The following is a 24,802-nucleotide window of genomic DNA, read 5'->3' on the forward strand; positions in this document are numbered from 1 at the left end:
TCCCCAAAGGATACTGAACAGGCATCTCCCATCCCGCAAAATCAACCAGCTTACCCCCCAACTCAACATGCAACGAATGAAGTGGGGTGCGGTTTGGCGAAGATGTCATGTCAGAGACCTTTCGTAATCCAGTGTCCATGAGCGCAGCGCGGCAGGATCCGGCTGCTTTGCACTAAAGCCGTGCCACCCCAAGGTTCCCGGGAGACCATCGCAAGTCAACAGGCTTGGATGGGCGGGGACGGCCCGCCCCGGTTGCCGGACCATCGGGAATGTATGCGGCGGCATGCAGGTTTGTATCCTATAGGAAACTTTTTTCCGTTAGGCAACATCCGCGTATTAAAACCGAGGCCCTTTTTGACCCGTTTCGGTAGCCGGCAGCCAAGCGCATTAGCGGAAACGATTTTTGCCGGCAGCTGGTGGAACACCTCTGGCCCCTGCCCGCAACCTGCCCTAAGACTTCGCGAGAAAGGGGCCGCCATGTCACATATCACACTGGTCCGTCACGGCCAGGCCAACACGGCTGCGCGTGACGAAGTCAATTATGACAAGCTCAGTGAACTGGGCCACCAGCAGGCCCGCTGGCTGGGCGCGCATCTGCAGGACACGCGGGCGCATTACCCGCGGGCCTATTGCGGCACGCTGGTCCGTCACGCCGAAACCGCCGCCAGCATGGGCTTGCCGGACCCGGTCCGGGACGCGCGTCTGAACGAGATCGAATATTTCACGCTCGCCAAAATGTTCGAGGATCAGCATGGCGTACCCGTTCCGGTCGACCGCGAAGGGTTTGTAGAACACCTGCCGCGCACATTCGCCGCCTGGGCGAATGGCGAGATCGAGGATACGCCCGAGACCTTTGAAGAATTCGAGACCCGTGTTTCGGATGCGCTGCGCGATATCGGCACCGAGGGCGGGCCCGCGATTATCGTGACGTCGGGCGGATTGATCTCGATGGTGGTGCGGCAGGCGATGGGGCTGGATATCCCGTCGATGGCGCGGGTGGCCCTTGCCATCATGAACACGTCAATGCATCGTCTGCACCCGATCGGCGCGCAGCTGAGCCCGGTTCTGTTCAACGCCGTGCCACATTTGGAGGCACCCGACCGGCAGTTCGCGCAAACCCATCTGTAACCCCGGCCCGGAGGTCCCCTGATGCAGCTATACTATGCCCCCCGTACGATTTCGGTCGCGGTTGCCATCGCGCTGGAAGAGGCCGGGCTGAACTATGAGGCCATACAACTGGATTTCGCCGGCGGTGAGCAGACCGGGCCGGCCTATCAGCAGATCAACCCCAAGGGCCGCGTGCCCGCGTTGGCCGTTGACGGCGGCATTCTGACCGAGACCGGGGCGTTGCTGGAATATATCGCAGCCAAAGCGCCCGAAGCCGGGCTGGTGCCTGACGACCCGATTCTGGCGGCGCGCATGCGCGAGGTGATGTTCTACCTCGCCTCGACCATGCATGTGAACCACGCGCACAAGCAGCGCGGGCACCGCTGGGCCGACCAGCAATCCAGTTGGACGGACATGACGGGCAAGGTGGCGCAGAATATGACGGCATCCTGCGATTACATCTGTTCGAACGGGCTGCGCGGGCCGTTTGTGCTGGGCGCGGAATTCTCGCTGGCTGATGCGTACCTGTATGTGGTGTGCAGCTGGCTTGAAGGGGACGGCGTCGACGTCACCGCCTTTCCCAAAATCGAAGCCTTCCGCGCGGCGATGGAAGCGCGACCTTCGGTTCAGGCGGTGCGCGCCGCCGGAATGCTCTGACAAAAGGATATCGCATGACACATCTCTGGGTCCGGGCAGAGCAACGCCCGAATGAGGAACGGGTGGGGCTGACCCCCGAAGGCGCTGCCGCGCTGATCGCTGCGGGCATTCGCGTGACGGTCGAGGAAAGCCATGTCCGCGCCATTCCGATTGACGGCTACAAGGAAGTTGGGTGTGACATCGCGGCTGAAAACTTCTGGCCCGACGCCCCGTCGGATGCGATCATCTTCGGGCTCAAGGAACTGCCCGAGGACGGCACGCCCCTGCCCCATCGTCACATCATGTTCGGCCACGCCTATAAGGGCCAGCATTCGGGCCGCGCGCTGCTGGACCGGTTCAGGGCGGGGGGCGGCACGCTCTATGATCTGGAATATCTGATGGATGAGGATGGCCGCCGCGTTGCCGCCTTTGGATATTGGGCCGGCTATGCCGGGGCGGCTGTGACCCTGAAGACATGGGCGGCGCAGCAGCGCGGGCAGGTTTGCCCGCCGGTTGGGGTCTATCCGGGCAAGGACGCGCTGAACGCCGAGTTGCTGGCGGAACTGGACGCAACCGGCGCGGACCGGCCCCGCGCCATCGTCATTGGCGCCCTCGGCCGGGTCGGCACCGGTGCGGCGGATCTGTGCGAAGCGATGGGCGTGCCCGTCACCAAATGGGACATGGCGGAAACCGCCAGCGGCGGACCTTTCCCCGAGATACTGGACCACGACCTGTTCCTGAACTGCATCTTCGCCTGCCCCGGCACGCCGGTCTTTGTCCCACGCGCGGCCCTGACCATGCCGCGCAAGCTGACCGCCATTGGCGACGTGGCCTGCGATCCGGACAGCGATTACAACCCGGTGCCGGTCTACGACAGGGCCACCACATGGGAGACGCCGGCCCTGCGCGTGGCGACGGACCCGGTGATGGATGTGATGGCGATCGACAACCTGCCGTCGATGCTGCCGGTCGAAAGCTCGGAAGATTATGCGGCACAGCTGCTGCCTTCTCTGCTGACGCTTGGCGACATCGAAACCGGTGTCTGGGGCCGCGCGCGGGACACGTTCCGCAACCATGTTTAAGCGAGTGCATCCATGGAACATCTGATCGGGGCAGCGGCCGCAATACTGGGAACCATTTGCTGGTTGCCACAGACCCTGAAAACCTGGCGCACGCGCGAGACCAAGGACCTGTCTCTGCCTGCGAACCTGTTGATTCTGACAACGCTGACCCTGTGGCTGGCTTATGGGTTGATGATCGCCGCATGGCCCCTGATCCTGGGGAATGTGATATCGATCCTGCTTGTCGGGGCAATTGTGACCGCGAAACTGAAATTCGGCTGAACCGCCATAAAGGAGCTTACGCATGACGATTCACTGGTGTGGCACCGGCCTGTCGGCCATCCCCGGCCTGCGCCGCCTGATCGAAGGCGGGCACACACTCACCGTTTGGAACCGGACCGTTGAAAAGGCCAGGGCCGAAGTCGGAGATCTGACCGATGAAATCCGCGCCTTCGACATCGACGCGATTGGCGGGGTGCTGGCAAAGGGCGACGTGATCGTCTCGATGCTGCCGGGCGACTGGCACGTGCCGCTGGCAGAACTGGCGATTGCGAAAGAGGCCAATTTCGCCTCGTCCTCCTACATCGCGCCCGAGATGCGCGCGCTGGACGACAAGGCGCGTGAGGCTGGCGTGGCGCTTGTCAACGAGGTGGGTCTGGACCCGGGCATCGACCACCTGATGGCGCATGCTCTGGTCGATGACTACCGCGCATCGGACGCGTTCGATCCGGAAAACCACCTGAGCTTCATCTCTTATTGCGGCGGCATCCCGAAACACCCCAACCCGTTCCGCTACAAGTTCAGCTGGTCGCCGCTGGGCGTTCTCAAGGCGCTGCGGTCGCCGTCGCGGTCGATCCGCGACTATGCCCCGCTGGACGTTGCGCGCCCGTGGGACGCGATCAGCAGCTATATCGCGCCGTTGCCGACGCCGGAAAGCTTCGAGGTCTATCCCAACCGCGACTCGATCCCTTTCATGGCCGAATACCGGTTCGAGGATCACTGGACCGTAAAGGAATTCGTCCGCGGTACCCTGCGCCTGAACGGCTGGGCGGATGCGTGGTCAGACGTGTTTCGGGAAATCGAAACCCTGTCCGGCCCCGAAGGCGACGCGCGCCTGAAAGAGATGTCGGACCGGTTCTGGGACGAAAACGCCTATGACGAGGGCGAACCGGACCGCGTTGTTCTCTGCGTCGGTCTGAAGGCGGAAATGGACGGCGTGTCGGTCTGGCACAAGACTTATGTGATGGATGCCTGGGGCGACGCGCGCGGCACGGCCATGGCGCGGCTGGTGTCGATCCCCGTGTCGCTGGCGGTTGAGGCGGTTCTGAACCGCGCGATACCGGCGGGCGTACATGCCGCCCCCAGCGACCCCAGGCTGGTTCAGGGCTGGATGGCCGAGATCGACAGGCTGGCGCAACATCTTCAGGTCGTGGATCATACGGCCTGAGTTTCAGAACCACTAAAAACAAAAAAGCCATTCCGGAAAATCGGAATGGCTTTTGGCGTTGACCCGATAACCTTTCAGTTTCGGGACATTCTGCAGGGACCGGTCAGATAAATCTTTCGATCGTGTCGTCGAGATCGCTGCGGTTGATCCCAAGCTCGGACAGCTGGTGATCCGTCAGGCGGTTGAGGTCCTGAGCGGCCCGCACGATGTCCGTCCGGATGGTCTGAAGCTTCATCGCCCGGTCAAACAGCAGCAACGCACTGGCGATGACCCTGGTCTCGGGGATTGAATGTGTATCCAGCATTGTCTTCCTCCTCGGTTCGCGTTGGACTGGCCTTATTGCACCTGCCGACGGTAGGGCTGCTTGTGATACACGCTCTGATAGGCGCGTTCCTTGATCTCGTCGCGCGGCACTCCGATGTCGTTCAGTTGCTGGTCGCTGAGGTTTTCCAGTTCGCGAACGGTTCTGGCGTAGATCCCCTGGCGAAAGTGCTCGACCCGTGCTTCGGCATAATTGGAAAACAGGCCGAAAAAGAGGCCCTTCTGCGGGCTGACTGTCTGTGCGTATCCCATAATTTCCTCCGTCTCATCAGTGTTGCGATACCCGTCACACAACTGATTAAGGAGGCCCGCGTTAATGTAGCAGGATGGAATTATTAAGGTTTGTTCATGATGCAGGTCCTGACCTGACCGCCGCCTACATCAGGTCGTTTTCTACATCCTCGGCGGATATGCCCAGCGCATCCAATCCGTTTTCCAGATGGTCCGACAGGTGCGGCGTGCCGATCAGGTAATCGGCGCAGGGGGTCGAAGCTTCGGATTTTGCGGTGGCGATGGCCTCGGCCAGATCCTCGGCGAAAAAGCTTTCGCGCCCGATCCACATGACAGCAACCAGCTCGGCCTGTTCGTCCTCGCCCATCCGGTCGATGAACGCGCGCAGCTCGCCCTCGGCCCGGTCCAGCTCGCGCCCCATCATGGCGACCTGAGCGATCTTTCTTGCCGAGATTTCCAACATGACCCAACTCCTCGTGTTCGCGGTTTCCATCCTACCACAATCACCCTGCGCCGGCTGAGTCTTTGATCTTACGCAAACAAACTATGCGCTCAGCGTTCGCGAATGCGGGAAATCGGGTGATCGGGAACGGGGGCGCTGCGAAACGAGCGAAACCGGGCCTGTTTGACCTTGAGTTTCAGCGCCTGCCACAGGATCAGGGCAAAGGCGCGGCGCGCGCCGAAGGGGCGCCGCAGCAGGGACCACAGGATGGCGCGGTTGGTCAACGGCGCCCGGGGACCTGTCAGCGTCGCGATCAACCCGCCCCCGGCGCGGCCGTAATCGATCCAGACGCCCACCCGGTCCGGGCGGTAATCGAAGCGGAATGTGTAAGTCCCCTCGATTTTCTGAAACGGCGAGACATGCATCAGCTTGTCCGCCACCACCCGGTCGGACGGCCCGAGAGGGGCAAAGTTCGGGTTGTGGCACAGATAGCTGTGGCGCGTGCCATAGGTGTTGGTCACTTCGGCCACCACCGCGTAAAGCTGCCCCTCCCCGTCGAAACAGAACCAGAAGCTGACCGGATTGAACACATGGCCAAAGACGCGCGGCTGTGTCAGCAGGCGGATCGTCTTCGGCTGGGCCACCCCCATCTCGTCAAACCGGTCGCGCAGCCACGCTGCACCACGGCCCCGGTGCGGCGCGCCGCCGTGATCACGGTCGCGCCAGTTCATGACATTGGCGCGGTTCACCGAGAACAAGGCCGGCGTTCTGGGCGGGTTTTCCGGGTCCAGCAGGATGTAGTCGATTGAATATCGAAAGGCGTTCCGGGTTGCGCCCTTGCGCCCGTGATAGGTATGGCCTGCGATATGGTCGACCCTGTTCATACCCTGATGTCCAATCCGCCTGTAACCCGTTTAAATGACATTCTTTTCCCCAGTTCGCTGTATCAGAGTTTACGTAATCTAGCGCGGTTCGGATCAAAATGGCCGAATAAAGTGATCCGCCTTGGGCTGACCCGCGTAATGTGGTTATGTTTACCGAGATCGATACCGTGACCTTGGATGAACCGTCGGCCGACGGGCCTGCACTGAAACCTTGGCGCGCAAAGAAACGCATCAGGGGCAAGCCGGTGGACCGAGCGGATGACAGTTGCAACACCAGAACAGAGTGGGTGAGCCACGTCAGACGCATACGGGATGCGCAGGATCAGGCGGCGTTTGCCGAGCTGTTTCAGCATTTCGCGCCACGAATCAAGGCGTTCCTGATCAAATCGGGATCCGACGCCACGCTGGCTGAGGAATGCGCGCAAGAGGTGATGGCGACCTTGTGGCACAAGGCGCATCTGTTCGATCCGGCCCGGGCCACTGTGGCCACCTGGGTGTTCACGATCGCCCGGAACAAGCGCATCGACGTGTTGCGCAAGCAACGCCGCCCCGAACCCGAGGATCTGGGATGGGGCCCCGAAGCGGAACCGGATCAGGGCGACGTGATCGCGCTGCAACAGGAAACCGCGCAACTGCGTGACGCGCTGACAGCGTTGCCGGAAGCGCAAAGAGAACTGATCGAAAAGGCGTATTTCGGTGACCTGAGTCACCGTGAGATCGCGTCTGAAACCGGGCTGCCCCTGGGAACGATCAAATCAAGGATACGGCTGGCGCTGGATCGCCTGCGCCATGCGATGAACTGAGATGATGAAGATGAGCAACAAGATCAAACATCACCTGACGGACGACCTGCTGATGGCTTACGCCGCGGGCACTCTGCCCGAAGCGTTCGACCTGATGGTCGCCACCCACCTGTCCCTGTGCGACCATTGCCGGGCGCGGGCAGAGAGCTTTGACGCGGTCGGCGGCTGCGTTTTGCAGGAGCAGGATGACGCCCCTGAAATGAGCGACGGGTCGCTGGCGGCGACGATGGCGCTGATCGCCCAGGGTGCGCCGATTGCAAAACCCGCGCGCCCGGGATGTTCCGTTCTGCCGGCGCCGCTGCAGGATTACGTGGGCGGTGATGTCGACGATATTCAGTGGCGCTCGATCGGGATGGGTGTGAAACAGGCGATCCTGCCGACCACCCGCGAAGCCACCGCGCGTCTGCTGTTGATCCCGGCCGGGGCCGCTGTACCGGATCACAGCCACAATGGCGTGGAACTGACCATGGTGCTCAAGGGCGCGTTTTCGGACGAGGTCGACCGTTTTGCCCGCGGCGATGTCGAGATCGCGGATGAAAGCGTGCATCACACGCCGACGGCAGACGTCTCAGAAGATTGCATCTGCCTGGCCGTGACAGATGCGCCATTGAAATTCAGCAAGCTGATGCCGCGCCTGTTTCAGCCCTTTCTGCGTATCTGACCGGCCTTGTATTGACGCAATCCCGGTCAGGACCCGCGTGATCTCCGGACAATTTGTTTCGCAGAACGCTAGCCTTCGGTCTTGCCCAGCGGGACCACATTGGTCTGATCCTCGGAGGCCAGTTCCTCAAAATCGAAATTGTCCAGACGCTGGGCCCGACGCCCGGCCTTTTCAGCGCTGATCTTGATGTCCGAGATATCCTTGGCCGCCTGTCCGAAATGGCGGTCCAGGTTTGAGACGCGGTCGCCCAAACGCTCCACATCTTTGTGCAGCAGGCCCAGTTCCTTGCGGATCGCGCCTGCCTGTTCGCGCATGCGGGCATCTTTCAGGATCGCGCGCATCGTATTGAGTGTCGCCATGCAGGTGGTAGGCGACACGATCCAAACGCGTTTGCTGAAACTCTCTTGCACCAGTTCGGGGAACTTGGCGTGTAGTTCGGCATAGACTGCCTCGGAAGGCAAGAACATCAACGCGCCATCGGCGGTTTCGCCGTCGAGGATGTATTTCTCGGCGATATCGTTGATGTGCTTGCGCACCGTGCTGCGGAACATCTGCACCGCGGCCTTAAGTTCCATGTCATTGGTGGACCCGATCAGCGCCTCATAGGCTTCCAGCGGGAACTTGCTGTCGATCACAATCGGCCCCGGCGGGTTCGGCAGGTTGATCAGACAATCCGCCCGCCGTCCGTTCGACAAGGTCGCCTGCAGCTGAAAACTGTCTGTCGGCAGCGCCTTGGACACGATATCGTTCAACTGAATCTCACCGAACGCCCCGCGCGTCTGCTTGTTCGACAGGATATCCTGCAATGACAGCACATCGCCCGACAATTTGGTGATGTTGTCCTGCGCCTTGTCGATGGCGGCCAGCCGCTCCTGCAATTGCGTCAGCGAGGTCGCGGTCTGTTTCGATGACCCATGCAGCGATTCCTTCATCCGCTCCTGCATCTCGGCCAGCGCCCGCGCCGATTTCATCGCGTTATCCGCCAGCCGGTCATTCATCTGCTGCTGCACCGAGGACAGGCGCGATTCCACCGTCTGGATCACCTGCACCTGCGCATTGGCCTGCTGGTCCGAAACATGGCTCAACCCACCGCGCAACTGTTCCTGTCCCTGTCCCAACTGCTGCACATGCTGGCCCAGATGCGCCATCTGCCGCGCCAGAGGTTCCGCCATCCGGGCCGAGCGCTGAGCCGCCCGCAGCGACAAGAACAGCAGCAGCAGGATCAAAGCCACCACACCGCCCGCAATCAGGATCCCGGGGTCGGTCAGCGCGTATTGGGTGCCAGCAATCTCGATCATGTCGCCTCGGATGTTCTTGTTTTATTCTTCATAACCCGGCAAGGCCAAGGGATCAACTGCGCCCGAACAGACGCTCGATATCGCTCAGCTTCAGCTCCACGTAAGTCGGCCGCCCATGGTTGCACTGCCCGGAATGCGGCGTCGCCTCCATCTCGCGCAGTAGGGCGTTCATCTCTTCGGCACGCATCCGACGGCCCGATCGGACCGAGCCATGGCAGGCCACGCGGCTGAGGATCGCCTCGATCCGTGCCTGTACCATCTGGCTTTCGCCCTGATCGGCCAGTTCGTCCAGGATATCCAGAATCATCGCGCGGGCGTCGACCTCACCCAGAATGGCCGGGGTTTCGCGCACGGCGACAGCCCCGCCACCGAAAGGTTCCAGCGTCAGACCAAGGCGCGACAGGTCGTCCGCCACAGCCATCAGCCGCGCGCAGTCGCCCTCCGACAGTTCCACGATCTCGGGGATCAGCAGCGCCTGCGCGGCGACGCCGTTTTCGGCCATCTGGGATTTGAGCTTTTCATAGACCAGCCGCTCATGTGCAGCGTGCTGGTCAACGATCACCATACCATCGGCGGTCTGGGCGATGATGTAATTCTCGTGCACCTGCCCGCGCGCCGCGCCCAATGGCAGGTCTTGTGCTGGCGGGTCTTCGACAGTGGGGGCTACGGGGGTCGGTTCGACGATACTGGCGCTGTAATCCCGGGAAAGTTCCGCAAACCCCGGCGATTGTGCCTGAAAGGCGGCCTGCTGCGCCGCGGGCGAGGGCCGGTCCATCTGATAGACACGCGCAGGGGCTGGTTGCGCCGGTTCCGGCCGCATCGCGCCCAGCGTCGCATTGGCCACGGTTGAGGACGCCCGATGCCCGGCCTCGGCCAGCGCGTGGCGCAGGGCCGAGACGATCAGCCCGCGTGCCACACCGGGATCGCGGAACCGAACCTCAGACTTTGCCGGATGCACGTTCACATCCACCAATGTCGGATCGCAGTCGATGAACAGCGCCGCCGCCGGATGACGGTCGCGGCTGAGGAAATCGAAATAGGCCGCCCGCAACGCCCCGGTCAGCATCTTGTCGCGCACGGGGCGGCCATTGACGAACAGGTACTGCGCCACAGCCGCACCCCGCGAATAGGTCGGCAGGGCCGCGTATCCGTATAGCCGGATACCTTCACGCGTGGCGTCGATCTGCAAGGCGTTTTCGGCAAATTCGCGCCCGATCACACGGGCAAGACGGGCGTGCAGCGCGTCGAACAGATCGCCATTCTCACGGTCGGCGCGGAAGGTCACGCGGCCCTCGCCGCCTCCGGACACGTCGCGCAGGGTGAAGGTGATCGCCGGTTCAGCCATGGCCAGACGTTTGACGGTGTCGGTGATCGCCTGCGCCTCGGCCCGGTCGGTGCGCATGAATTTCAGCCGGGCAGGCGTGGCGTAGAACAGATCGCGCAGCTCGACCACCGTGCCGGAACGCAGGGCGGCGGGTTTGACTGCATCCATTCTGCCACCCGCAACATGGACCGAGGCGGCCTCGGCCCCCGGCACCCGGCTGGTGATGGTCAGACGGCCCACAGCGCCCAGCGACGGCAGCGCCTCACCCCGGAAACCGAAAGTGTGGATGTTCAGCAGGTCCGAGCCGTCAATCTTCGATGTCGCATGGCGCGACAGCGCCAGCGGCAGGTCATCCGGCGCAATTCCACACCCGTCATCCGTAACTCGAATCAGCGTCTTGCCACCGTCGGCAATATCGATGGCGATCCGGGTCGATCCGGCGTCGATGGCATTCTCGACCAGCTCTTTCACGGCCGAGGCCGGGCGTTCCACCACTTCACCGGCAGCGATTCGATTGATCGCAGCATCCTCAAGCTGTCGGATTACCGGTCGGTTTTCGCGGATATTGGGGTTTGCCTGCGCCATACCGCTAGACCTAGCACAGCCGGGCACGATTCTACCACCGGTTTGGCTGCTCTATTTTGCGGGAGGGGGCGTTCGAACAACCGCGTTGCATCAGGCAAAACCTGACGATACCGGTCGCGGTTGTCCGAACGATCCGAAGTGAGTGGTGGTCATGCGCTTAGTAATTGCGGGTGACCTACCATGAAACAGGGGGTGAGGCTTGTTAACTCTGGCCCGCCGGTTCATCTGGGCGAAGTTCAGCCGACCTACCGCAGAAGGCGGTGGCGGGAACATGCCGGGTCAAGCGGTACCGGGCGCACCGACGCGGGTTCGGCACGGCCCCCAGAGCGCGGCGCCAGCCAGGATCAGCCCGGACATCGTCGCGATCATCCCGGCCGCGCTCACCGCGTCAGCACCGCCCAGCCACAACGGCCCGTAGCCGGCCAGCACATAGCCAGAAATCGCCGAGACACAGGCGAAACCGACGCTCCACGCGATCTGGGTTTCCAGTCGGTTGGTCATCATGCGGGCCGCGGCGGGCGGGCAGATGAACATGGCAATCACGATGATCGAGCCCACCGCATCAAAGGCCGCCACCGCCGCAATCGCTGCGATGATGACCAGCGCCATGCCCAGCGCACCAGTGCGAATGCCGATCGTGCGGGCGAACCCTTCGTCGAAGGTCGAGATTTTGAGCGGCCGCCAGAACAGCCAGATGAACAGGACCACGCCGACCAGGGTCAGCGCGATGCGCGGCAGTTCCGGTGGCAGACCGGCCAGCGCGGTGAGGTCCAGAACAGATGACCACCCGACGGCATCCAGCCAGATCAGGCTTTCCAGATTGCCATAGAGCGCATGTTCAACATCCAGATGCACGGTCGAGGTATCGGTCTGTTCCAGCAACAGCACACCCCCGGCGAACATGGTGGTGAAAATCACCCCCATCGCCGCGCCGGGTTCGATCTGTCCCAGCCGGCGGACCGCCTCGATCATCACCACGGCCACAACTGCCGCGCCGGCAGCCCCCAGCATCATGGGCCAGGTCGAGATCGCGCCGGTCAGCAGAAAGGCCACGACGATGCCCGGCAGCACCACATGACTGATCGCATCCCCGATCAGGGCCTGTTTGCGCAGCACCAGGAAGTTGCCGGGCAGCGCGCAGGCGATGGCCGCAAAGGTTCCGATCAGCAGCGGTGTCAGCGACAGGGGGACAAATTCCTGGCCGCTCATACCGGCACCTCCTGCGGGGCGCCGATCTGGCGGTCGATTTCGGCGATCTGGTCGCGGGTCAGAACAGTTTCGATGTCACGCAACCCGTCATACAGCGCTGCTGTCGCCTCGTGCGCCTGATCCGCGCGGACGATTTCCCAGCGTTTTTCGTCGCGCAGCGCCTTGGCGGCGCGCGCCCTGCCTGCCTCGGTGGCGACACCATCGGCGCGGGCCAGCCCGGCGCGCCGCAACAAACGGATCGTCAGCGGCTCATAGATCTTTTGCCCCTGTGCCAGCGCCAGCAACCCCTGACGGATATGGACCCGCCGCTGAAAGCGCAGATGCCGCAGGATCGCCGCCAGAACGCCACGGACAGGGGCCAGCAACAGCGAAACGGCGAAAAAGGCAAAGCTGACCAGCACGATGATCGGACCGGTGGGCAGATTGGGGGCCGAGGCCGACAGCGCCGCGCCCAGATACCCGGCCAGTCCGCCCGCCAGCCCGGCCAGCAGAACAACCCGGTCCGAACGGTCGGTCCAGAACCGCGCGGTCACCGGCGGAATGATCAACAGCGCGACGATCAGGATCAGCCCGACGATCTTCAGGCCAACAACGGTGACCGCCATCACCAACCCCATCATGGCCAGATCAATGCGATGCGCAGGCAGGCCCCGGGCCGCCGCGTACTCAGGATCAAAAGCCACCATGGTCATCGGGCGGCGGATGATCATGACCAGAACCAGCGTGGCCGCCCCGCCGACCGCGATGATCAGCGCGTCGGCCCACAGCATCCCGGCGGTCGAGCCCAGCAGAAAGCCTTCCAGCCCTGCCTGACGGCCCACGCCCATGGTCTGGATCACAGTCAGCAGGACGATGCCAAACCCGAAAAACACCGAAAGCACCGCCCCGATGGCGGCATCCTCGGCCAGCCGCGTGCGCCGCGTCAGCCAGTTCATGCACAGCAGACCGATCCAGGCCGAGACGGCGGACCCGGCCAGCAGGCCGATCAGGTTGCGCCCGTCTCCGCCAAATGCGACCAAAACCATGAAGGCCAGACAGACGCCCGGCAGGGTCGCATGGCTGATTGCATCGCTGACCAGCGCGCGTTTGCGCAGAAACAGGAAGGTGCCGGTCACCCCGGCAGACACGCCCAGCAGGGTCGCGCCAATAGCGACCAGCGTGGCGTTATAGCCAAGCTGCAAGCTCAGAGCATCCCAAAGCATGGCCTATCCCAGCGCGCGCGAAATCTGATCGATCTGTGCCGTGGCCAGACGGCCCCCATAAGCTGATTGCAGGGTTTCGGCGGTGAAGGCCTCGGCCACCGGCCCCTCGGCCACCTTGCGCGTATTGATCAGGAAGACATGATCGAAATAGTCGGTGACGGTGGCCAGATCGTGATGCACCACAACAACCGTCTTGCCCGTCTCTCTCAGCGATTTCAGCACGGCGATGATGGCCTTTTCGGTGGCCGCATCGACCCCGGCAAAAGGTTCGTCCAGCAGGTACAGATCGGCGTCCTGCGCCAGCGCGCGGGCCAGAAAGACCCGCTGTTGCTGACCACCCGAAAGCTGGCCAATCTGACGATCCGCAAAATCGCGCATGCCAACGCGGTTCAGGCAATCCATCGCGCAGGCCATATGCCGCGCCCGAACCCGGCCCAGCAGGCCCAGTTGCCGTGACAGCCCCATCAGGACAACGTCAATCACGCGGGTCGGAAAATCCCAGTCGACGCTGGCGCGCTGCGGAACATAGGCAATGCGGGCGCGCTGTTGTTCCAGCGGCTGACCAAAAACGGTGACCTGCCCGGACAGCGGAGAGACGATTCCCAATGCCGCCTTGAGCAGCGTGGACTTGCCCGCCCCGTTCGGTCCGATAATCGCCGTCATCGCGCCGGGCTTTACGGTCATGTCCACCGAAAACACCGCAGGCTTCTGTCCGTAGGATACCGTCAGGCCGCGAATGGCCAGAGGGCTGTCGTCCACGCCGTGCTCAGCAACCGAAACACCCTGATCTGCGGCCAGTTCCAGCATCACTCAAAACCCCGCCGACAGCTTGCCGTTCATGCCCCGCGCGGGCACGTCCGCCCCCAGGGCACCGGCTATGACCGTGATGTTGTGATCCAGCATGCCAACATAAGTGCCTTCATAAGTGCCCGGCTCGCCCATGGCGTCCGAGAACAGCTCGCCGCCGACACCGACCTCGTGCCCTTTGGCGGCGGCCCCTTCGATCAGCGCACGCATCGACCGGTCAGAGACCGAGCTTTCCACGAACACCGCCGTCAGTTGCTGATCAACCAGCGTCTCCACCAGTTTCCCGATCCGGTTCAGACCGGCCTCGGACTGGGTCGAGATGCCCTGAATGCCCAGAACCTCATAGCCGTATTCGGCACCGAAATAGCCAAACGCATCATGCGCGGTGACCAGTACGCGGTTGTTTTCCGGCACCGCCGCCAGCGCTTGTTTGCCATAGGCTTCAAGCTGGTCAATATCCGCCAGATGCGCCTGCGCGTTGGCGGCGAAGACATCCGCCGAATCCGGGCGCGCTTCGGTCAGCGCCTTCTGAACTTCGACCACCACATCGCGCCACAGGGCCGGGCTCATCCACACATGCGGGTCGAACTTGTCGGCGTAATCGTCATGGGCGCGCAGCTTTGATCTGTCGACCCCCTCGGCCACCGCCACCACAGTGCGCTTGCGACCGAGATCATGGAAAAAGTCCTCCATCTGCGCTTCCAGATAGAGGCCGTGCCACAGGATCAGGTCGGCGCGGGTCATGGCAACGATGTCACTGCGGGTCTGGCGATAGGCATGCGGATCGACACCGGGGCCCATCAGGCCCTTCACCTCGACCTGATCGCCACCCACCTGACGCGCGGCGTCGGCGATCATGCCGGTTGTTGCCACCACCTTCAGCGGCGCCTCGGCCCAGGCCGTCAGTGGCAATGCAGCGGCAAAGGCCAGTGCTGCAAGAAAGCTGCGACGAATCATATCAGACCCCGATCTGGTTTCCTGTTGAGAATGAATATGCGAACCATTCGCAACTAAGTCAACGCTATTGCGAATTATTCGCAAGAAAACGCCGATTTTGTCCATTTGGTCAAAAAATTTCCCCCTGCGGACCCGGTTTGCCTTCCATTTGACCGCAACCCGTGCGATTTTGGCGCAAACCTCCCAAAGGACGTGAAGATGGAAACGCAGAGCTCAGACAGCGCCGTGCGCACCGCGCATCTGCCGCAAGTGACCGAACCCCGGAACCCGGGCATGGATCTGGATCTGGATTGGGTGCGGGCGGTACAGGCCAACACCTCGGCGATCGAGCGCCGCGCCGCCACCCTGCCCGGTCGGCGGTCGGTGAAGAAGGACTATCAGGCCGCGTGGTTGCTGAAGGCGATCACGATGATCGACCTGACCACCCTGTCGGGCGATGACACGGTGGGCCGTGTACGCCGCCTGTGCGCCAAGGCGCGCCAGCCGGTGTCCCCTTCGGTTCTGCAGGCGCTGGACATGCCGCCGATCACCACCGGAGCCGTCTGCGTCTATCACGACATGATCGAAACCGCGGTTGACGCGCTGAAGGGCACCGGCATTCCGGTTGCCGCCGTGTCCACCGGATTTCCCGCCGGGCTGTCACCCTTTCACCTGCGCGTGGCCGAGATCGAGGAAAGCGTGAAGGCCGGGGCCGAGGAGATCGACATCGTCATCTCGCGCCGCCATGTTCTGTCGGGCGACTGGCAGGCTTTGTATGATGAAATGAAAGCCTTCCGCGCCGCCTGCGGCGATGCGCATGTGAAGGCCATTCTGGCAACCGGAGAGCTGGGCAGCCTGCGCAACGTAGCGCGCGCCTCGCTGGTCTGCATGATGGCGGGGGCGGATTTCATCAAGACCTCGACCGGTAAGGAAAGCGTCAACGCCACCCTGCCCGTGTCACTGGTCATGATCCGCGCGATCCGCGACTATTATGACCGCACCGGATACCGCGTCGGCTACAAGCCGGCCGGTGGGATTTCCAAGGCAAAAGACGCGCTGGTTTACCTGTCGCTGATCAAGGACGAACTGGGCGACCGCTGGCTGGAGCCGGACCTGTACCGCTTTGGCGCGTCGTCTCTGCTGGGTGATATCGAACGCCAGTTGGAACATTATGTCACCGGCGCCTACTCGGCCGGTTACCGTCACTCTATGGGGTGAGGCGCGCCCGGAAACTGCTCTGCCGCAGCAGTTTCAGCGCCCAACGGGCGAAGCCCCGGGAAAAGGACAAGAACAATGACAGTCAAAGAAATCTTCGAGACCATGGATTACGGCCCCGCCCCCGAAAGCTCTGCCGAGGCGCTGGCCTGGCTGGTCGATCAGGGCGACAAGTTCGGCCACTATATCGACGGTGCCTTCACCAAGCCCGGTAAGGGCTTCGACAGTCGCAACCCCGCGACCGGTGAGGTTCTGGCCAAGCTGACACAGGCGAAACAGGCCGATGTGGACGCCGCCGTTGCCGCTGCCAGCAAGGCGCAACCGAAATGGGAGAAGCTGGGTGGCGCGGGCCGCGCGCGGTACCTCTATGCCATCGCGCGCCTGTTGCAGAAGCACTCGCGCCTCTTTGCCGTGCTGGAAAGCCTCGACAACGGCAAACCGATCCGGGAATCGCGCGATATCGACATCCCGCTGGCGCAGCGGCATTTCTATTACCATGCGGGCATGGCGCAGTTGATGGAAAGCGAATTGCCTGATGCGCAGGCTCTGGGTGTGTGTGGGCAGATCATTCCGTGGAACTTTCCGCTGCTGATGCTGGCGTGGAAAATCGCGCCGGCTCTGGCGATGGGCAATACGGTGGTTCTGAAACCGGCTGAATATACTTCGCTGACCGCGCTGCTGTTCGCCGATATCTGCACGCAGGCGGGTCTGCCCAAGGGCGTGGTCAACATCGTCACCGGCGATGGCGCGGTGGGTGAGATGATCGTGAACTCGGAGGTCGACAAGATCGCCTTCACCGGCTCGACCGCCGTGGGGCGGCGGATTCGTGAGGCGACCGCCGGTTCCGGCAAGGAACTGACGTTGGAATTGGGTGGCAAGTCGGCCTACGTCGTCTTTGATGACGCCGATATCGACAGTGCCATCGAAGGTCTGGTCGATGCGATCTGGTTCAATCAGGGTCAGGTCTGCTGCGCGGGCTCGCGCCTGCTGGTGCAGGAGGGCATCGCCGACCGCTTTCACGCCAAGCTGCGCGCCCGGATGGACACGCTGCGCATCGGTGATCCGCTGGACAAATGCATCGACGTGGGCGCGGTCGTTGACCCGATCCAGTTGCAGACCATCAAGGGTATGGTCGACAGCAATACCGCCGGACACGTACATCAGGCAGCCTGTGAGTTGCCGGAAAACGGATGCTTCTACCCGCCGACGCTGATCTCGGGGCTCGAGGCCTCGGACCCGCTGATGCAGGAGGAAATCTTTGGCCCGGTTCTGGTGTCTTCAACCTTCCGCACGCCGGAAGAGGCGGTGGAACTGGCCAACAACACCCGCTACGGGCTGGCCGCGACGGTCTGGACCGAGAACGTGAACCTTGCGCTGGACATTGCGCCCAAGCTGGTTGCGGGCGTGGTCTGGGTGAATGCCACCAACCTGTTCGACGCTGCCGCAGGCTTCGGCGGTGTGCGTGAAAGCGGCTTTGGCCGCGAGGGCGGCTGGGAAGGGCTGACGGCCTATACCAAGCCCAAAGGCAAGGCCAAACCGCTGGCGAAGGTCGAGGCGTCCATGGGCGAAGGCGCACCGGTCGATCCCATCGACCGCACCGCCAAGATGTATGTCGGCGGCAAGCAGGCGCGGCCCGATGGCGGCTATTCGAAACCCGTCTGGGGCAAGTCCGGCCTGCTGGGCCACGTGGGTTTGGCCAACCGCAAGGATGTCCGCAACGCGGTTGAGGCTGCTGCGGGTGCCAAAGGCTGGTCCAAGACTACCGGCCATCTGCGGGCGCAAATCCTGTACTATATCGGCGAGAACCTTTCGGCCCGTGGCGACGAATTCGCTGCCCGCATCGACGCCATGACCGGCAGGAAAGACGGCGCAAAAGAGGTCGAGGCCTCGATCCAGCGCCTGTTCACCGCCGCCGCCTGGGCCGACAAATATGATGGTCAGGTGCATGGCGTGCCGATCCGGGGTGTTGCCATTGCCATGAAAGAGCCGGTTGGCGTGATCGGCGCACTCTGCGCGGATGAAGCGCCCCTGCTGGGTCTGGTCTCGGCCATGGCACCCGCGATTGCGATGGGCAACCGGGTGGTGCTGGCTGCAAGCGAACCCCATCCGCTGGCGGCGACGGATTTCTATCAAATCCTCGAAACCTCGGATGTGCCTGCTGGCGTGGTCAACATCCTGACCGGCAGCCATGCGGAACTGGCGAAACCACTGGCCTCGCATCTGAACGTGGATGCGGTCTGGTGCTTCTCATCCACCGACCTGTCGGCGGTGATCGAGAAAGCTTCGGACGGAAATCTGAAACGCACCTGGGTCAATAACGCTACGGCAATCGATTGGGGCGTGGACCATTCGCGCCGCTTCCTGCAGGCTGCAACCGAAGTCAAAAACATCTGGGTGCCCTACGGCGAGTAGGGCTCCCGCGTCAGGGAGGCCCAAATGGATTTTACGAACAAAACCGTCATCGTCATCGGCGGCACCAGCGGCATCAACCGGGGCATTGCCGAGGCTTTTGCGGCCTCGGGGGCCAGGCTGGCGGTTGCCAGCCGGTCGCAGGAAAAGGTGGATGATACGGTCGCGGCGCTCAAGGAAGCAGGCGCAGCGGAGGCCATCGGCGCGGCCTTTGACGTGCGCGATCCCGACGCCGTGGCTAAGGGGCTGAAACAGTTCCACGACGCATTTGGCGACTTCGACGTTCTGGTTTCGGGCGCGGCGGGCAACTTCCCGGCGCTGACGGCCGAGATGTCGGTCAACGCGTTCAAGACGGTGGTGGATATCGACCTGATGGGCACGGTCCATGTGCTGAAAGGGGCCTACCCCTACCTCAAGCGCCCGGGGGCCAGCATCATTAACATCTCGGCCCCGCAATCCTATCTGCCCTATGAGGGTCAGGCCCATGTCTGCGCCGCCAAGGCGGGCGTCGATCAGATCACCCGGACCCTGTCGATGGAATGGGGGGTCGAGGGCATCCGCGTGAACTCGGTCGTGCCGGGGTTCATCGAAGGTACCGAAGGCGCGCGGCGTCTGGCGCCGACAGAAAACGCCCATGAGGAATTGCGCCGCGACGTGCCCCTTGGCCGCTGGGGTCAGCCGCAGGACGTCGCCAACGCCTGCCTGTTCCTCAGTTCCGATCTGGCCAGCTATATCAGCGGGACGGTTCTGGCGGTGGACGGCGCGCTGTATCAGCGCGGGTCGGGCAAGTTCGGTCAGATGATGGGGCAGATGCTGCGCAGCATGAAAAAGGGCTGAGCACCGCTCAGCCCCTTTGGTATCAGTTCGTGGTTTCCAGCCCCTCGGGCTTGCCGACAACCGTAAAGTGCAACCCCTCAGGGTCCAGCAATTCGCGGGCCACCCGGTTCACCTCATCCAGCGTCACCGCGTTCACCTTGTCGTTGCGGGTGGCGATGTAGTCGATCGGCAGGTTTTCCATCTGCATCCCGACCATGATCCCGGCGATTTGTCCGTTGCCATCGAAGCGCAACGGGTAGGCCCCGGTCAGATAGGTCTTGGCGTCGTCCAGTTCCTTCTGCGTCACGCCTTCGGAGGCCGCGCGCGCCCATTCATCGCGGATCACCTCGACCGCTTCGGCAATGCGGTCATTGGCCGAGGACACCGACCCCAGATAGACCGAAGCCAGATCCTTGGGCACCAGATAGGTCGCCACGCCATAGGTCAGGCCGCGTTTTTCGCGCACTTCCTGCATCAGACGGCTTTCGAACCCGCCACCACCCAGAATGTGGTTCAGGACGAAGGCGGCAAAGAAATCGGGATCGTCCCGGTCAATACCCGCATGGCCGAACAGCGCCACGGATTGCGGCGTGTCGAATTCGACCACGCTGACCCCGCCGGAAATGGACACGTCGGCGCGGCCGGGGATCGGCTTGCCGGTCTCGGGCAGGTCGGCCAGCAGGTTGTCCAGCAGCGCGCCCAGTTCTTCCGGGGTGATATCGCCCACGGCACCGACATATAGCCGGTCCTTGGCGAAGACATTGTCATAGGCTGTGACCACATCCTCACGGGTCAGGGCCGTGACGCTGTCGATCGTGCCCTTGCCCTCGGTGCCATAGGGATGATCGCCATAGGCCATCCGTGCAAAACTGCGCCCGGCGATGTCGTTGGGGTCGGTCTGGTCCGACCGCAGGCCGGACAGGACCTGTGCCTTGACGCGATCCACCGCATCCTGATCAAATCGTGGCTCGTGAATTGTGGTGCGCAGCAGGTCGATCACCGCGTCGCGGTTTTCAGTCAGGAACTGCGCGGAAATAGAGACCGAGTCATCGGCGGCATTGTATCGGAACGACGCTGCCAGCGCCTCAAGCTCGCGTGCATAGGTCCGGGCGTCCAAGTCGCCCGCGCCTTCCTCGATCAGTCCGCTCATCAGGTAAACTGCGCCGCGCCTGCCCGGCTCATCCAGCGAAGTACCGCCCCGAAAGCGCAGTTCCAGCGCGGTGAAGGGGATCGAGTGATCTTCGACCAGCCAGGCGGTGATGCCGCCGGGGGAAGTGACCTCTTCGATCTCGATCTCTGCCCAGGCGGGCAATGCGACGACAAAGGCGATCAGGGTTGCGAAAATCCGTTTCATTGCGTCACCTCATCATCCCGCATCAGCCAGCCGGTGACCGATGTTTCCGGTTGCAGCACGTCGCGGGCGGCGGCGATGATTTCATCGCTGGTCACGGCCTGCAGGATATCGGGCCAGTCCTGTACATCCTGAACCGTCAGGCCGCTGGTCAGAGCGCGGCCATAACGGTTGCCGATCCCGTCGACATTGTCGCGGGCATAGGTCTGGGCGGCGCGCAGCTGCATCTTGATCCGGTCCAGATCCTCCTGATTGACACCCTCGGCGATGAAGTCGGCGACGGCCTGATCCATCGCCTCCTCGGCCTCTTGCAGCGAAACGCCCTGTGCCGGGACAACCAGCAAATCGAAGGTCGTGTCATCCAGCGACAATCCGCGATAGAAGGCCCCGGCATAGACGACCTTCTGCTGCTCGAACTGCAGTTTTTCGTTCAGGTAGGACGTCGTGCTGCCACCCAGAAGCTCTGCCAGCAGGAACAGGGCCGCGGCCTTTTCCTGTTCGCCGGGATCGCGTTCCGGTGCCAGATAGCTGCGCTGCACGTAAGGTTGCGACACCCGTGCGTCCTTGTAGGTCAGGCGACGTTCCGCGGTTTGCGGCGGTTCCTGCGAGCGCACCCGTTCCGGCAGGTCCGGATTGGCCGGTATCACGCCGTAATATTGCTCGGCCAGCGCTTTGACCGCATCCGGTTCGACATCGCCGGTGACCACCAGAATGGCGTTGTTGGGCGCGTAATGGGTCTGGTAGAAGGACAGCGCATCCTCCATGTCCAGGGTCTCCATCTCGTGCCGCCAGCCGATGATCGGCACACCATAGCGGTGATTGAGGTATTGCGCCGCGCTCATCTGTTCGCCGAACAGGGCACGGGGGCTGTTTTCCGTGCGTTGGTTGCGCTCTTCCAGGATCACGTCGCGTTCGGTGGCGATATCCTCATCGGTGAGGCGAATGTTGCGCATCCGGTCTGCCTCCATCCGCATCATCAGTTCCAGACGATCAGCGGCGACGCGCTGGAAATAGGCGGTGTAATCGTAAGAGGTGAAGGCATTGTCATTGCCGCCATTGGCGGCGACCGTGGCCGAAAACTCGCCCGGGGCCAGCGTGTCGGTGCCCTTGAACAGCAGATGTTCCAGAAAATGCGCCACGCCGGACGAGCCGACCGGTTCATCCGCCGAGCCGGCGCGATACCAGACCATGTGTTGCACGACCGGGGCGCGGTGATCCTCGATCACGACAACATCCATGCCGTTGTCCAGCGTGAAAGTGGTGACCGCCTCGTGGCCATCCCCGGCAAAGACCGGGGCGGCGGCAATCAGGGCGGCAGACAAGGCCAGAGCCCGAACCATGGGGCATCCTCCGTTTCGTTTATAGTGTTCAAACTACGGTAGGGCCGCGCAGGTTCAAGGCCGATGACGGAAAGTTAAGATTTATTCATCGGCCGGAGGGGCAGAGGGCGTTTCGATCCCGGCGCGGCGCGCCGCTTCGGTCTGCACATCCGGGTCCAGTGCCTCGCGCCGGTACACCTGCGCATAGCGATCCACCTTGAACAGGCGCAACCGGGTCCAGCGGCCTTGCTTCCTGCGGAACTCGGCATCTTCGGTGTCCACGACCTGACGGGTATTGGCCGGAACGCCATAGCGGCTGGAGGCAGTGACCAGCGCCGCATCCGAAGACGGGATCGCGGTTCCGGTATTCACTGCGGCTGCATTGCCGCCCAGCGCCGCAATGGCGTCGGCCTTGGGATTCGGGTCGGTCAGGTTGCTGCCGCCCGGCGTCGGTGCCGGCAGAAACTGATAATCCTTCGGCTGCGTCAGCGGCTTGACCGGCATGACCGAGAATTCATCCGGTCCCGGCCCCGGCGCCTCAAGGTGGCGCAGGCCGATGTCGGAACATCCCGCAGCCACAAAGGCCAATGTCACAGCAAGTATGGATCGCGGCAACCGCATCAGAGTCTCCAGCCTGTTTCAGGCGCTTTTATCCCATTTCCCCGGGCACGTCACGAGGGCTTTTTACCGTCGAACAGCACCAATCCGATGGCCCCGGCGAAGATGAACACATCGGCCAGGTTGAACACAAACGGGTTGTTGATCCCGCAGCAGGACATGTTGAGGAAATCCAGAACATACCCGTAAAGCAGCCGGTCCACGACATTGCCCAGCGCACCGCCGATCAGCAACCCGCCGCAGATCAGCATCAGCTTTGATGGCGCCGTGCGCATCAGCCAGATCAGGACACCGGCCGAAATCACCAGCGAGATGCCGATCAGCACCCAGCGGGCGGCCTCGGAATTGCCCTGAAACAGGCCGAAATTGATGCCGCGATTCTCGCCGTATTTGAACACCAGCACGGGCGGCAGCACGTCGATATTGCCTTCGGCCACGCGCATCACGTGAACGACCAGATATTTGCTGATCTGGTCGATCAGAAACGCGGCCAGCCCGGCCCAGAAAAGCAGCCGAAAGCGCATCAGTGACGGAAATGGCGCATGCCGGTGAAGACCATGGCCAGCCCGGCCTCGTCCGCGGCTGCGATCACCTCGTCATCCCGCATTGAGCCGCCGGGCTGAATGACACAGGTGGCACCGGCCTGTGCAGCCTCCATCAGCCCGTCCGGGAAGGGGAAGAACGCATCCGAGGCCACGGCAGACCCAATTGTCAGCGGTTGCGGCAGGCCCAGCGCGTCTGCCATGCGCTCGGCCTTTTTCGCAGCAATCAGCGCCGAGTCGACGCGGCTCATCTGCCCCGCGCCAACACCGACGGTCGCGCCATCTTTGACATAAACGATGGCGTTGGACTTGACGTGCTTCGCCACTTTCCAGGCAAACAGCAGGTCGCGCATCTGGTCCTCGGTCGGTGCCTTTTTCGTCACGACCTTCAGGTCATCCATGCCGACAAATCCATTGTCCTTGTCCTGCACCAGCAGACCACCGGCCACCTGACGCACGGTCTTGCCGCCTGCGGTCACATCCGGCAGCGCCTCGGTCGTCAGCAAGCGCAGGTTCTTCTTGGCGGCAAAGATCGCCTTGGCTTCGTCCGATGCGCCGGGGGCAATCACAACCTCGGTGAAGATACCGGTGATCTCCTGCGCGGTTTCCGCATCCAGCGGCTGGTTCAGCGCCACGATGCCACCAAAGGCCGAGGTGCGGTCGCAATCGAACGCCGCCTTGTAGGCGTCTAACAAGGTTGCTCCAGTGGCCACGCCGCAGGGATTGGCATGCTTGATGATGGCGCAGGCGGCACCCTGCGCCGGGTCGAACTCGGCCACCAGCTCAAAAGCCGCGTCCGTGTCGTTGATGTTGTTGTAGCTCAGTTCCTTGCCCTGATGTTGCATTGCGGTGGCCACGCCGGGGCGGTTGGTGCCATCGGTGTAGAACGCCGCCTGTTGGTGGCTGTTTTCGCCATAGCGCAGGGTCTGTTTCAGCTCACCCGCAAAGGCGCGGCGCTTGGGGGCTTCAAGCTGCAGCGCGTCGGCCATCCAGTTGGAGACAGCGGCGTCATAGGCGGCGGTGCGGGCATACGCCTTTTGCGCCAGCCACTGGCGGAATCCATAGGATGTTTTGCCGTAATTCTCTTCCAGCTGGTCCAGCAGCGACGAGTAATCCTCGACATCCACAACCACGTTGACAAAAGCGTGGTTCTTGGACGCCGCGCGGATCATCGCTGGACCGCCGATGTCGATATTCTCGATACACTCGTCATAGGCTGCGCCCTTGGCGACCGTTGCCTCGAACGGATAAAGGTTCACCACCAGCAGGTCGATCGCACCGATGCCGTGCTCTTCCATCGCGGCGATGTGGGTGTCGTTGTCGCGCAGCGCCAGCAAGCCGCCATGCACCATCGGATGCAACGTCTTGACCCGGCCATCCATCATCTCGGGGAAACCGGTGACCTCGCTCACGTCCCGAACCTCAAGCCCCGCATCGCGCAGCGCGCGGGCGGTGCCGCCGGTCGACAACAGCTCGACCCCGCGCTCGGCCAACGCCTTGCCCAGCTCGATCAGCCCGGTCTTGTCGGAAACGGAAAGCAACGCGCGGCGCACGGGGTGAAGATCGGTCATGGGTCCA

At 62.8% G+C, this 24,802-nt stretch carries 25 protein-coding genes; 10 read left to right on the forward strand and 15 right to left on the reverse strand.

Going from position 1 to position 24,802, the window contains the following annotated elements:
- Nucleotides 1-477: 477 nt before the first annotated feature.
- The 5 genes from ACR0D8_RS13265 to ACR0D8_RS13285 are packed head-to-tail and all read left to right on the forward strand — an operon-like array spanning nt 478 to nt 4,251.
- Nucleotides 478-1,128 carry a histidine phosphatase family protein gene (locus ACR0D8_RS13265; protein WP_480647127.1) on the forward strand — a complete coding sequence of 217 codons (651 nt, stop codon included), beginning with the start codon at nt 478-480 and terminating at the stop codon, nt 1,126-1,128.
- 21 nt (nt 1,129-1,149) lie between these two features.
- The gene (locus ACR0D8_RS13270) at nt 1,150-1,764 is read left to right on the forward strand and encodes a glutathione S-transferase family protein (protein WP_480647129.1); all 615 of its coding nucleotides are present in this window, start codon (nt 1,150-1,152) and stop codon (nt 1,762-1,764) included.
- A gap of 14 nt (nt 1,765-1,778) precedes the next feature.
- Entirely contained in the window at nt 1,779-2,825 is a 1,047-nt protein-coding gene (locus tag ACR0D8_RS13275; protein WP_480647131.1) for a saccharopine dehydrogenase, read from the forward strand.
- A gap of 12 nt (nt 2,826-2,837) precedes the next feature.
- Nucleotides 2,838-3,086, forward strand: a complete 249-nt coding sequence (locus ACR0D8_RS13280) for a SemiSWEET family sugar transporter (protein WP_475157122.1) — start codon at nt 2,838-2,840, stop codon at nt 3,084-3,086.
- Between the two features lie 22 nt (nt 3,087-3,108).
- A complete protein-coding gene (locus ACR0D8_RS13285) occupies nt 3,109-4,251 on the forward strand; it encodes a saccharopine dehydrogenase family protein (protein ID WP_480647133.1) in 1,143 nt (380 codons plus the stop codon).
- A gap of 103 nt (nt 4,252-4,354) precedes the next feature.
- Here ACR0D8_RS13285 and ACR0D8_RS13290 read toward each other — a convergent pair whose 3' ends face one another.
- From ACR0D8_RS13290 to ACR0D8_RS13305, 4 genes are all read right to left on the reverse strand, one after another.
- Nucleotides 4,355-4,555: a hypothetical protein gene (locus tag ACR0D8_RS13290; protein ID WP_475157112.1), complete on the reverse strand. Its 201-nt coding sequence runs from the start codon at nt 4,553-4,555 to the stop codon at nt 4,355-4,357.
- Nucleotides 4,556-4,587: 32 nt separating this feature from the next.
- A complete protein-coding gene (locus ACR0D8_RS13295; protein WP_475157107.1) occupies nt 4,588-4,824 on the reverse strand; it encodes a DUF1127 domain-containing protein in 237 nt (78 codons plus the stop codon).
- 124 nt (nt 4,825-4,948) lie between these two features.
- Complete coding sequence (locus ACR0D8_RS13300) at nt 4,949-5,266, reverse strand: DUF3775 domain-containing protein (protein ID WP_170408475.1); 318 nt, start codon at nt 5,264-5,266, stop codon at nt 4,949-4,951.
- A gap of 89 nt (nt 5,267-5,355) precedes the next feature.
- Nucleotides 5,356-6,129: a DUF1365 domain-containing protein gene (locus ACR0D8_RS13305; protein ID WP_480647136.1), complete on the reverse strand. Its 774-nt coding sequence runs from the start codon at nt 6,127-6,129 to the stop codon at nt 5,356-5,358.
- 287 nt (nt 6,130-6,416) lie between these two features.
- Between ACR0D8_RS13305 and ACR0D8_RS13310 the strand changes: the two genes are divergently transcribed.
- Nucleotides 6,417-6,932 carry a sigma-70 family RNA polymerase sigma factor gene (locus ACR0D8_RS13310; protein ID WP_475157096.1) on the forward strand — a complete coding sequence of 172 codons (516 nt, stop codon included), beginning with the start codon at nt 6,417-6,419 and terminating at the stop codon, nt 6,930-6,932.
- Nucleotides 6,933-6,942: 10 nt separating this feature from the next.
- Nucleotides 6,943-7,593, forward strand: a complete 651-nt coding sequence (locus ACR0D8_RS13315; RefSeq protein ID WP_480647138.1) for a ChrR family anti-sigma-E factor — start codon at nt 6,943-6,945, stop codon at nt 7,591-7,593.
- 68 nt (nt 7,594-7,661) lie between these two features.
- On the opposite strand, the gene ACR0D8_RS13320 is transcribed toward ACR0D8_RS13315, so the two are convergent.
- The 6 genes from ACR0D8_RS13320 to ACR0D8_RS13345 form a co-directional block, all read right to left on the reverse strand.
- Nucleotides 7,662-8,891 (reverse strand): DNA recombination protein RmuC, encoded by a 1,230-nt coding sequence (locus ACR0D8_RS13320; RefSeq protein WP_480647140.1) that lies wholly within the window; start codon nt 8,889-8,891, stop codon nt 7,662-7,664.
- A gap of 52 nt (nt 8,892-8,943) precedes the next feature.
- Complete coding sequence (mutL, locus tag ACR0D8_RS13325) at nt 8,944-10,800, reverse strand: DNA mismatch repair endonuclease MutL (RefSeq protein WP_480647142.1); 1,857 nt, start codon at nt 10,798-10,800, stop codon at nt 8,944-8,946.
- Between the two features lie 279 nt (nt 10,801-11,079).
- A complete protein-coding gene (locus tag ACR0D8_RS13330) occupies nt 11,080-12,009 on the reverse strand; it encodes a metal ABC transporter permease (RefSeq protein ID WP_480647144.1) in 930 nt (309 codons plus the stop codon).
- Nucleotides 12,006-13,211 (reverse strand): metal ABC transporter permease, encoded by a 1,206-nt coding sequence (locus ACR0D8_RS13335; RefSeq protein WP_480647146.1) that lies wholly within the window; start codon nt 13,209-13,211, stop codon nt 12,006-12,008. Before ACR0D8_RS13335 ends, ACR0D8_RS13330 begins: the two co-directional genes overlap by 4 nt.
- A 3-nt stretch (nt 13,212-13,214) precedes the next feature.
- Entirely contained in the window at nt 13,215-14,018 is an 804-nt protein-coding gene (locus ACR0D8_RS13340; RefSeq protein ID WP_480647148.1) for a metal ABC transporter ATP-binding protein, read from the reverse strand.
- A 3-nt stretch (nt 14,019-14,021) separates the two neighbouring features.
- Nucleotides 14,022-14,975 (reverse strand): metal ABC transporter solute-binding protein, Zn/Mn family, encoded by a 954-nt coding sequence (locus tag ACR0D8_RS13345; protein ID WP_480647149.1) that lies wholly within the window; start codon nt 14,973-14,975, stop codon nt 14,022-14,024.
- 198 nt (nt 14,976-15,173) lie between these two features.
- Here ACR0D8_RS13345 and deoC point away from each other — a divergent pair, with 198 nt between their 5' ends.
- The 3 genes from deoC to ACR0D8_RS13360 all read left to right on the forward strand — a co-directional run bounded on the left by deoC (nt 15,174) and on the right by ACR0D8_RS13360 (nt 19,415).
- Nucleotides 15,174-16,172 (forward strand): deoxyribose-phosphate aldolase, encoded by a 999-nt coding sequence (deoC, locus tag ACR0D8_RS13350; protein ID WP_480647151.1) that lies wholly within the window; start codon nt 15,174-15,176, stop codon nt 16,170-16,172.
- 75 nt (nt 16,173-16,247) lie between these two features.
- Nucleotides 16,248-18,581, forward strand: a complete 2,334-nt coding sequence (locus tag ACR0D8_RS13355; RefSeq protein WP_480647153.1) for an aldehyde dehydrogenase family protein — start codon at nt 16,248-16,250, stop codon at nt 18,579-18,581.
- Between the two features lie 24 nt (nt 18,582-18,605).
- Entirely contained in the window at nt 18,606-19,415 is an 810-nt protein-coding gene (locus tag ACR0D8_RS13360; protein ID WP_480647154.1) for an SDR family oxidoreductase, read from the forward strand.
- Nucleotides 19,416-19,437: 22 nt separating this feature from the next.
- Here the strand turns inward: ACR0D8_RS13360 and ACR0D8_RS13365 are convergent, their stop codons facing one another.
- The 5 genes from ACR0D8_RS13365 to purH all read right to left on the reverse strand — a co-directional run bounded on the left by ACR0D8_RS13365 (nt 19,438) and on the right by purH (nt 24,795).
- Nucleotides 19,438-20,748, reverse strand: coding sequence for a M16 family metallopeptidase (locus tag ACR0D8_RS13365; RefSeq protein WP_480647156.1), 1,311 nt, complete (start codon nt 20,746-20,748; stop codon nt 19,438-19,440).
- The gene (locus tag ACR0D8_RS13370) at nt 20,745-22,085 is read right to left on the reverse strand and encodes a M16 family metallopeptidase (protein WP_480647158.1); all 1,341 of its coding nucleotides are present in this window, start codon (nt 22,083-22,085) and stop codon (nt 20,745-20,747) included. Before ACR0D8_RS13370 ends, ACR0D8_RS13365 begins: the two co-directional genes overlap by 4 nt.
- 81 nt (nt 22,086-22,166) lie before the next feature.
- Entirely contained in the window at nt 22,167-22,685 is a 519-nt protein-coding gene (locus ACR0D8_RS13375) for a DUF3035 domain-containing protein (protein ID WP_480647160.1), read from the reverse strand.
- A 50-nt stretch (nt 22,686-22,735) separates the two neighbouring features.
- Nucleotides 22,736-23,206 carry a signal peptidase II gene (lspA, locus tag ACR0D8_RS13380; RefSeq protein WP_480647162.1) on the reverse strand — a complete coding sequence of 157 codons (471 nt, stop codon included), beginning with the start codon at nt 23,204-23,206 and terminating at the stop codon, nt 22,736-22,738.
- Nucleotides 23,206-24,795, reverse strand: coding sequence for a bifunctional phosphoribosylaminoimidazolecarboxamide formyltransferase/IMP cyclohydrolase (gene purH, locus ACR0D8_RS13385; RefSeq protein ID WP_480647164.1), 1,590 nt, complete (start codon nt 24,793-24,795; stop codon nt 23,206-23,208). The genes lspA and purH overlap by 1 nt, the downstream gene beginning before the upstream one ends.
- Nucleotides 24,796-24,802 lie beyond the last annotated feature (7 nt).

This window comes from Ruegeria sp. BG10 (assembly GCF_056538575.1).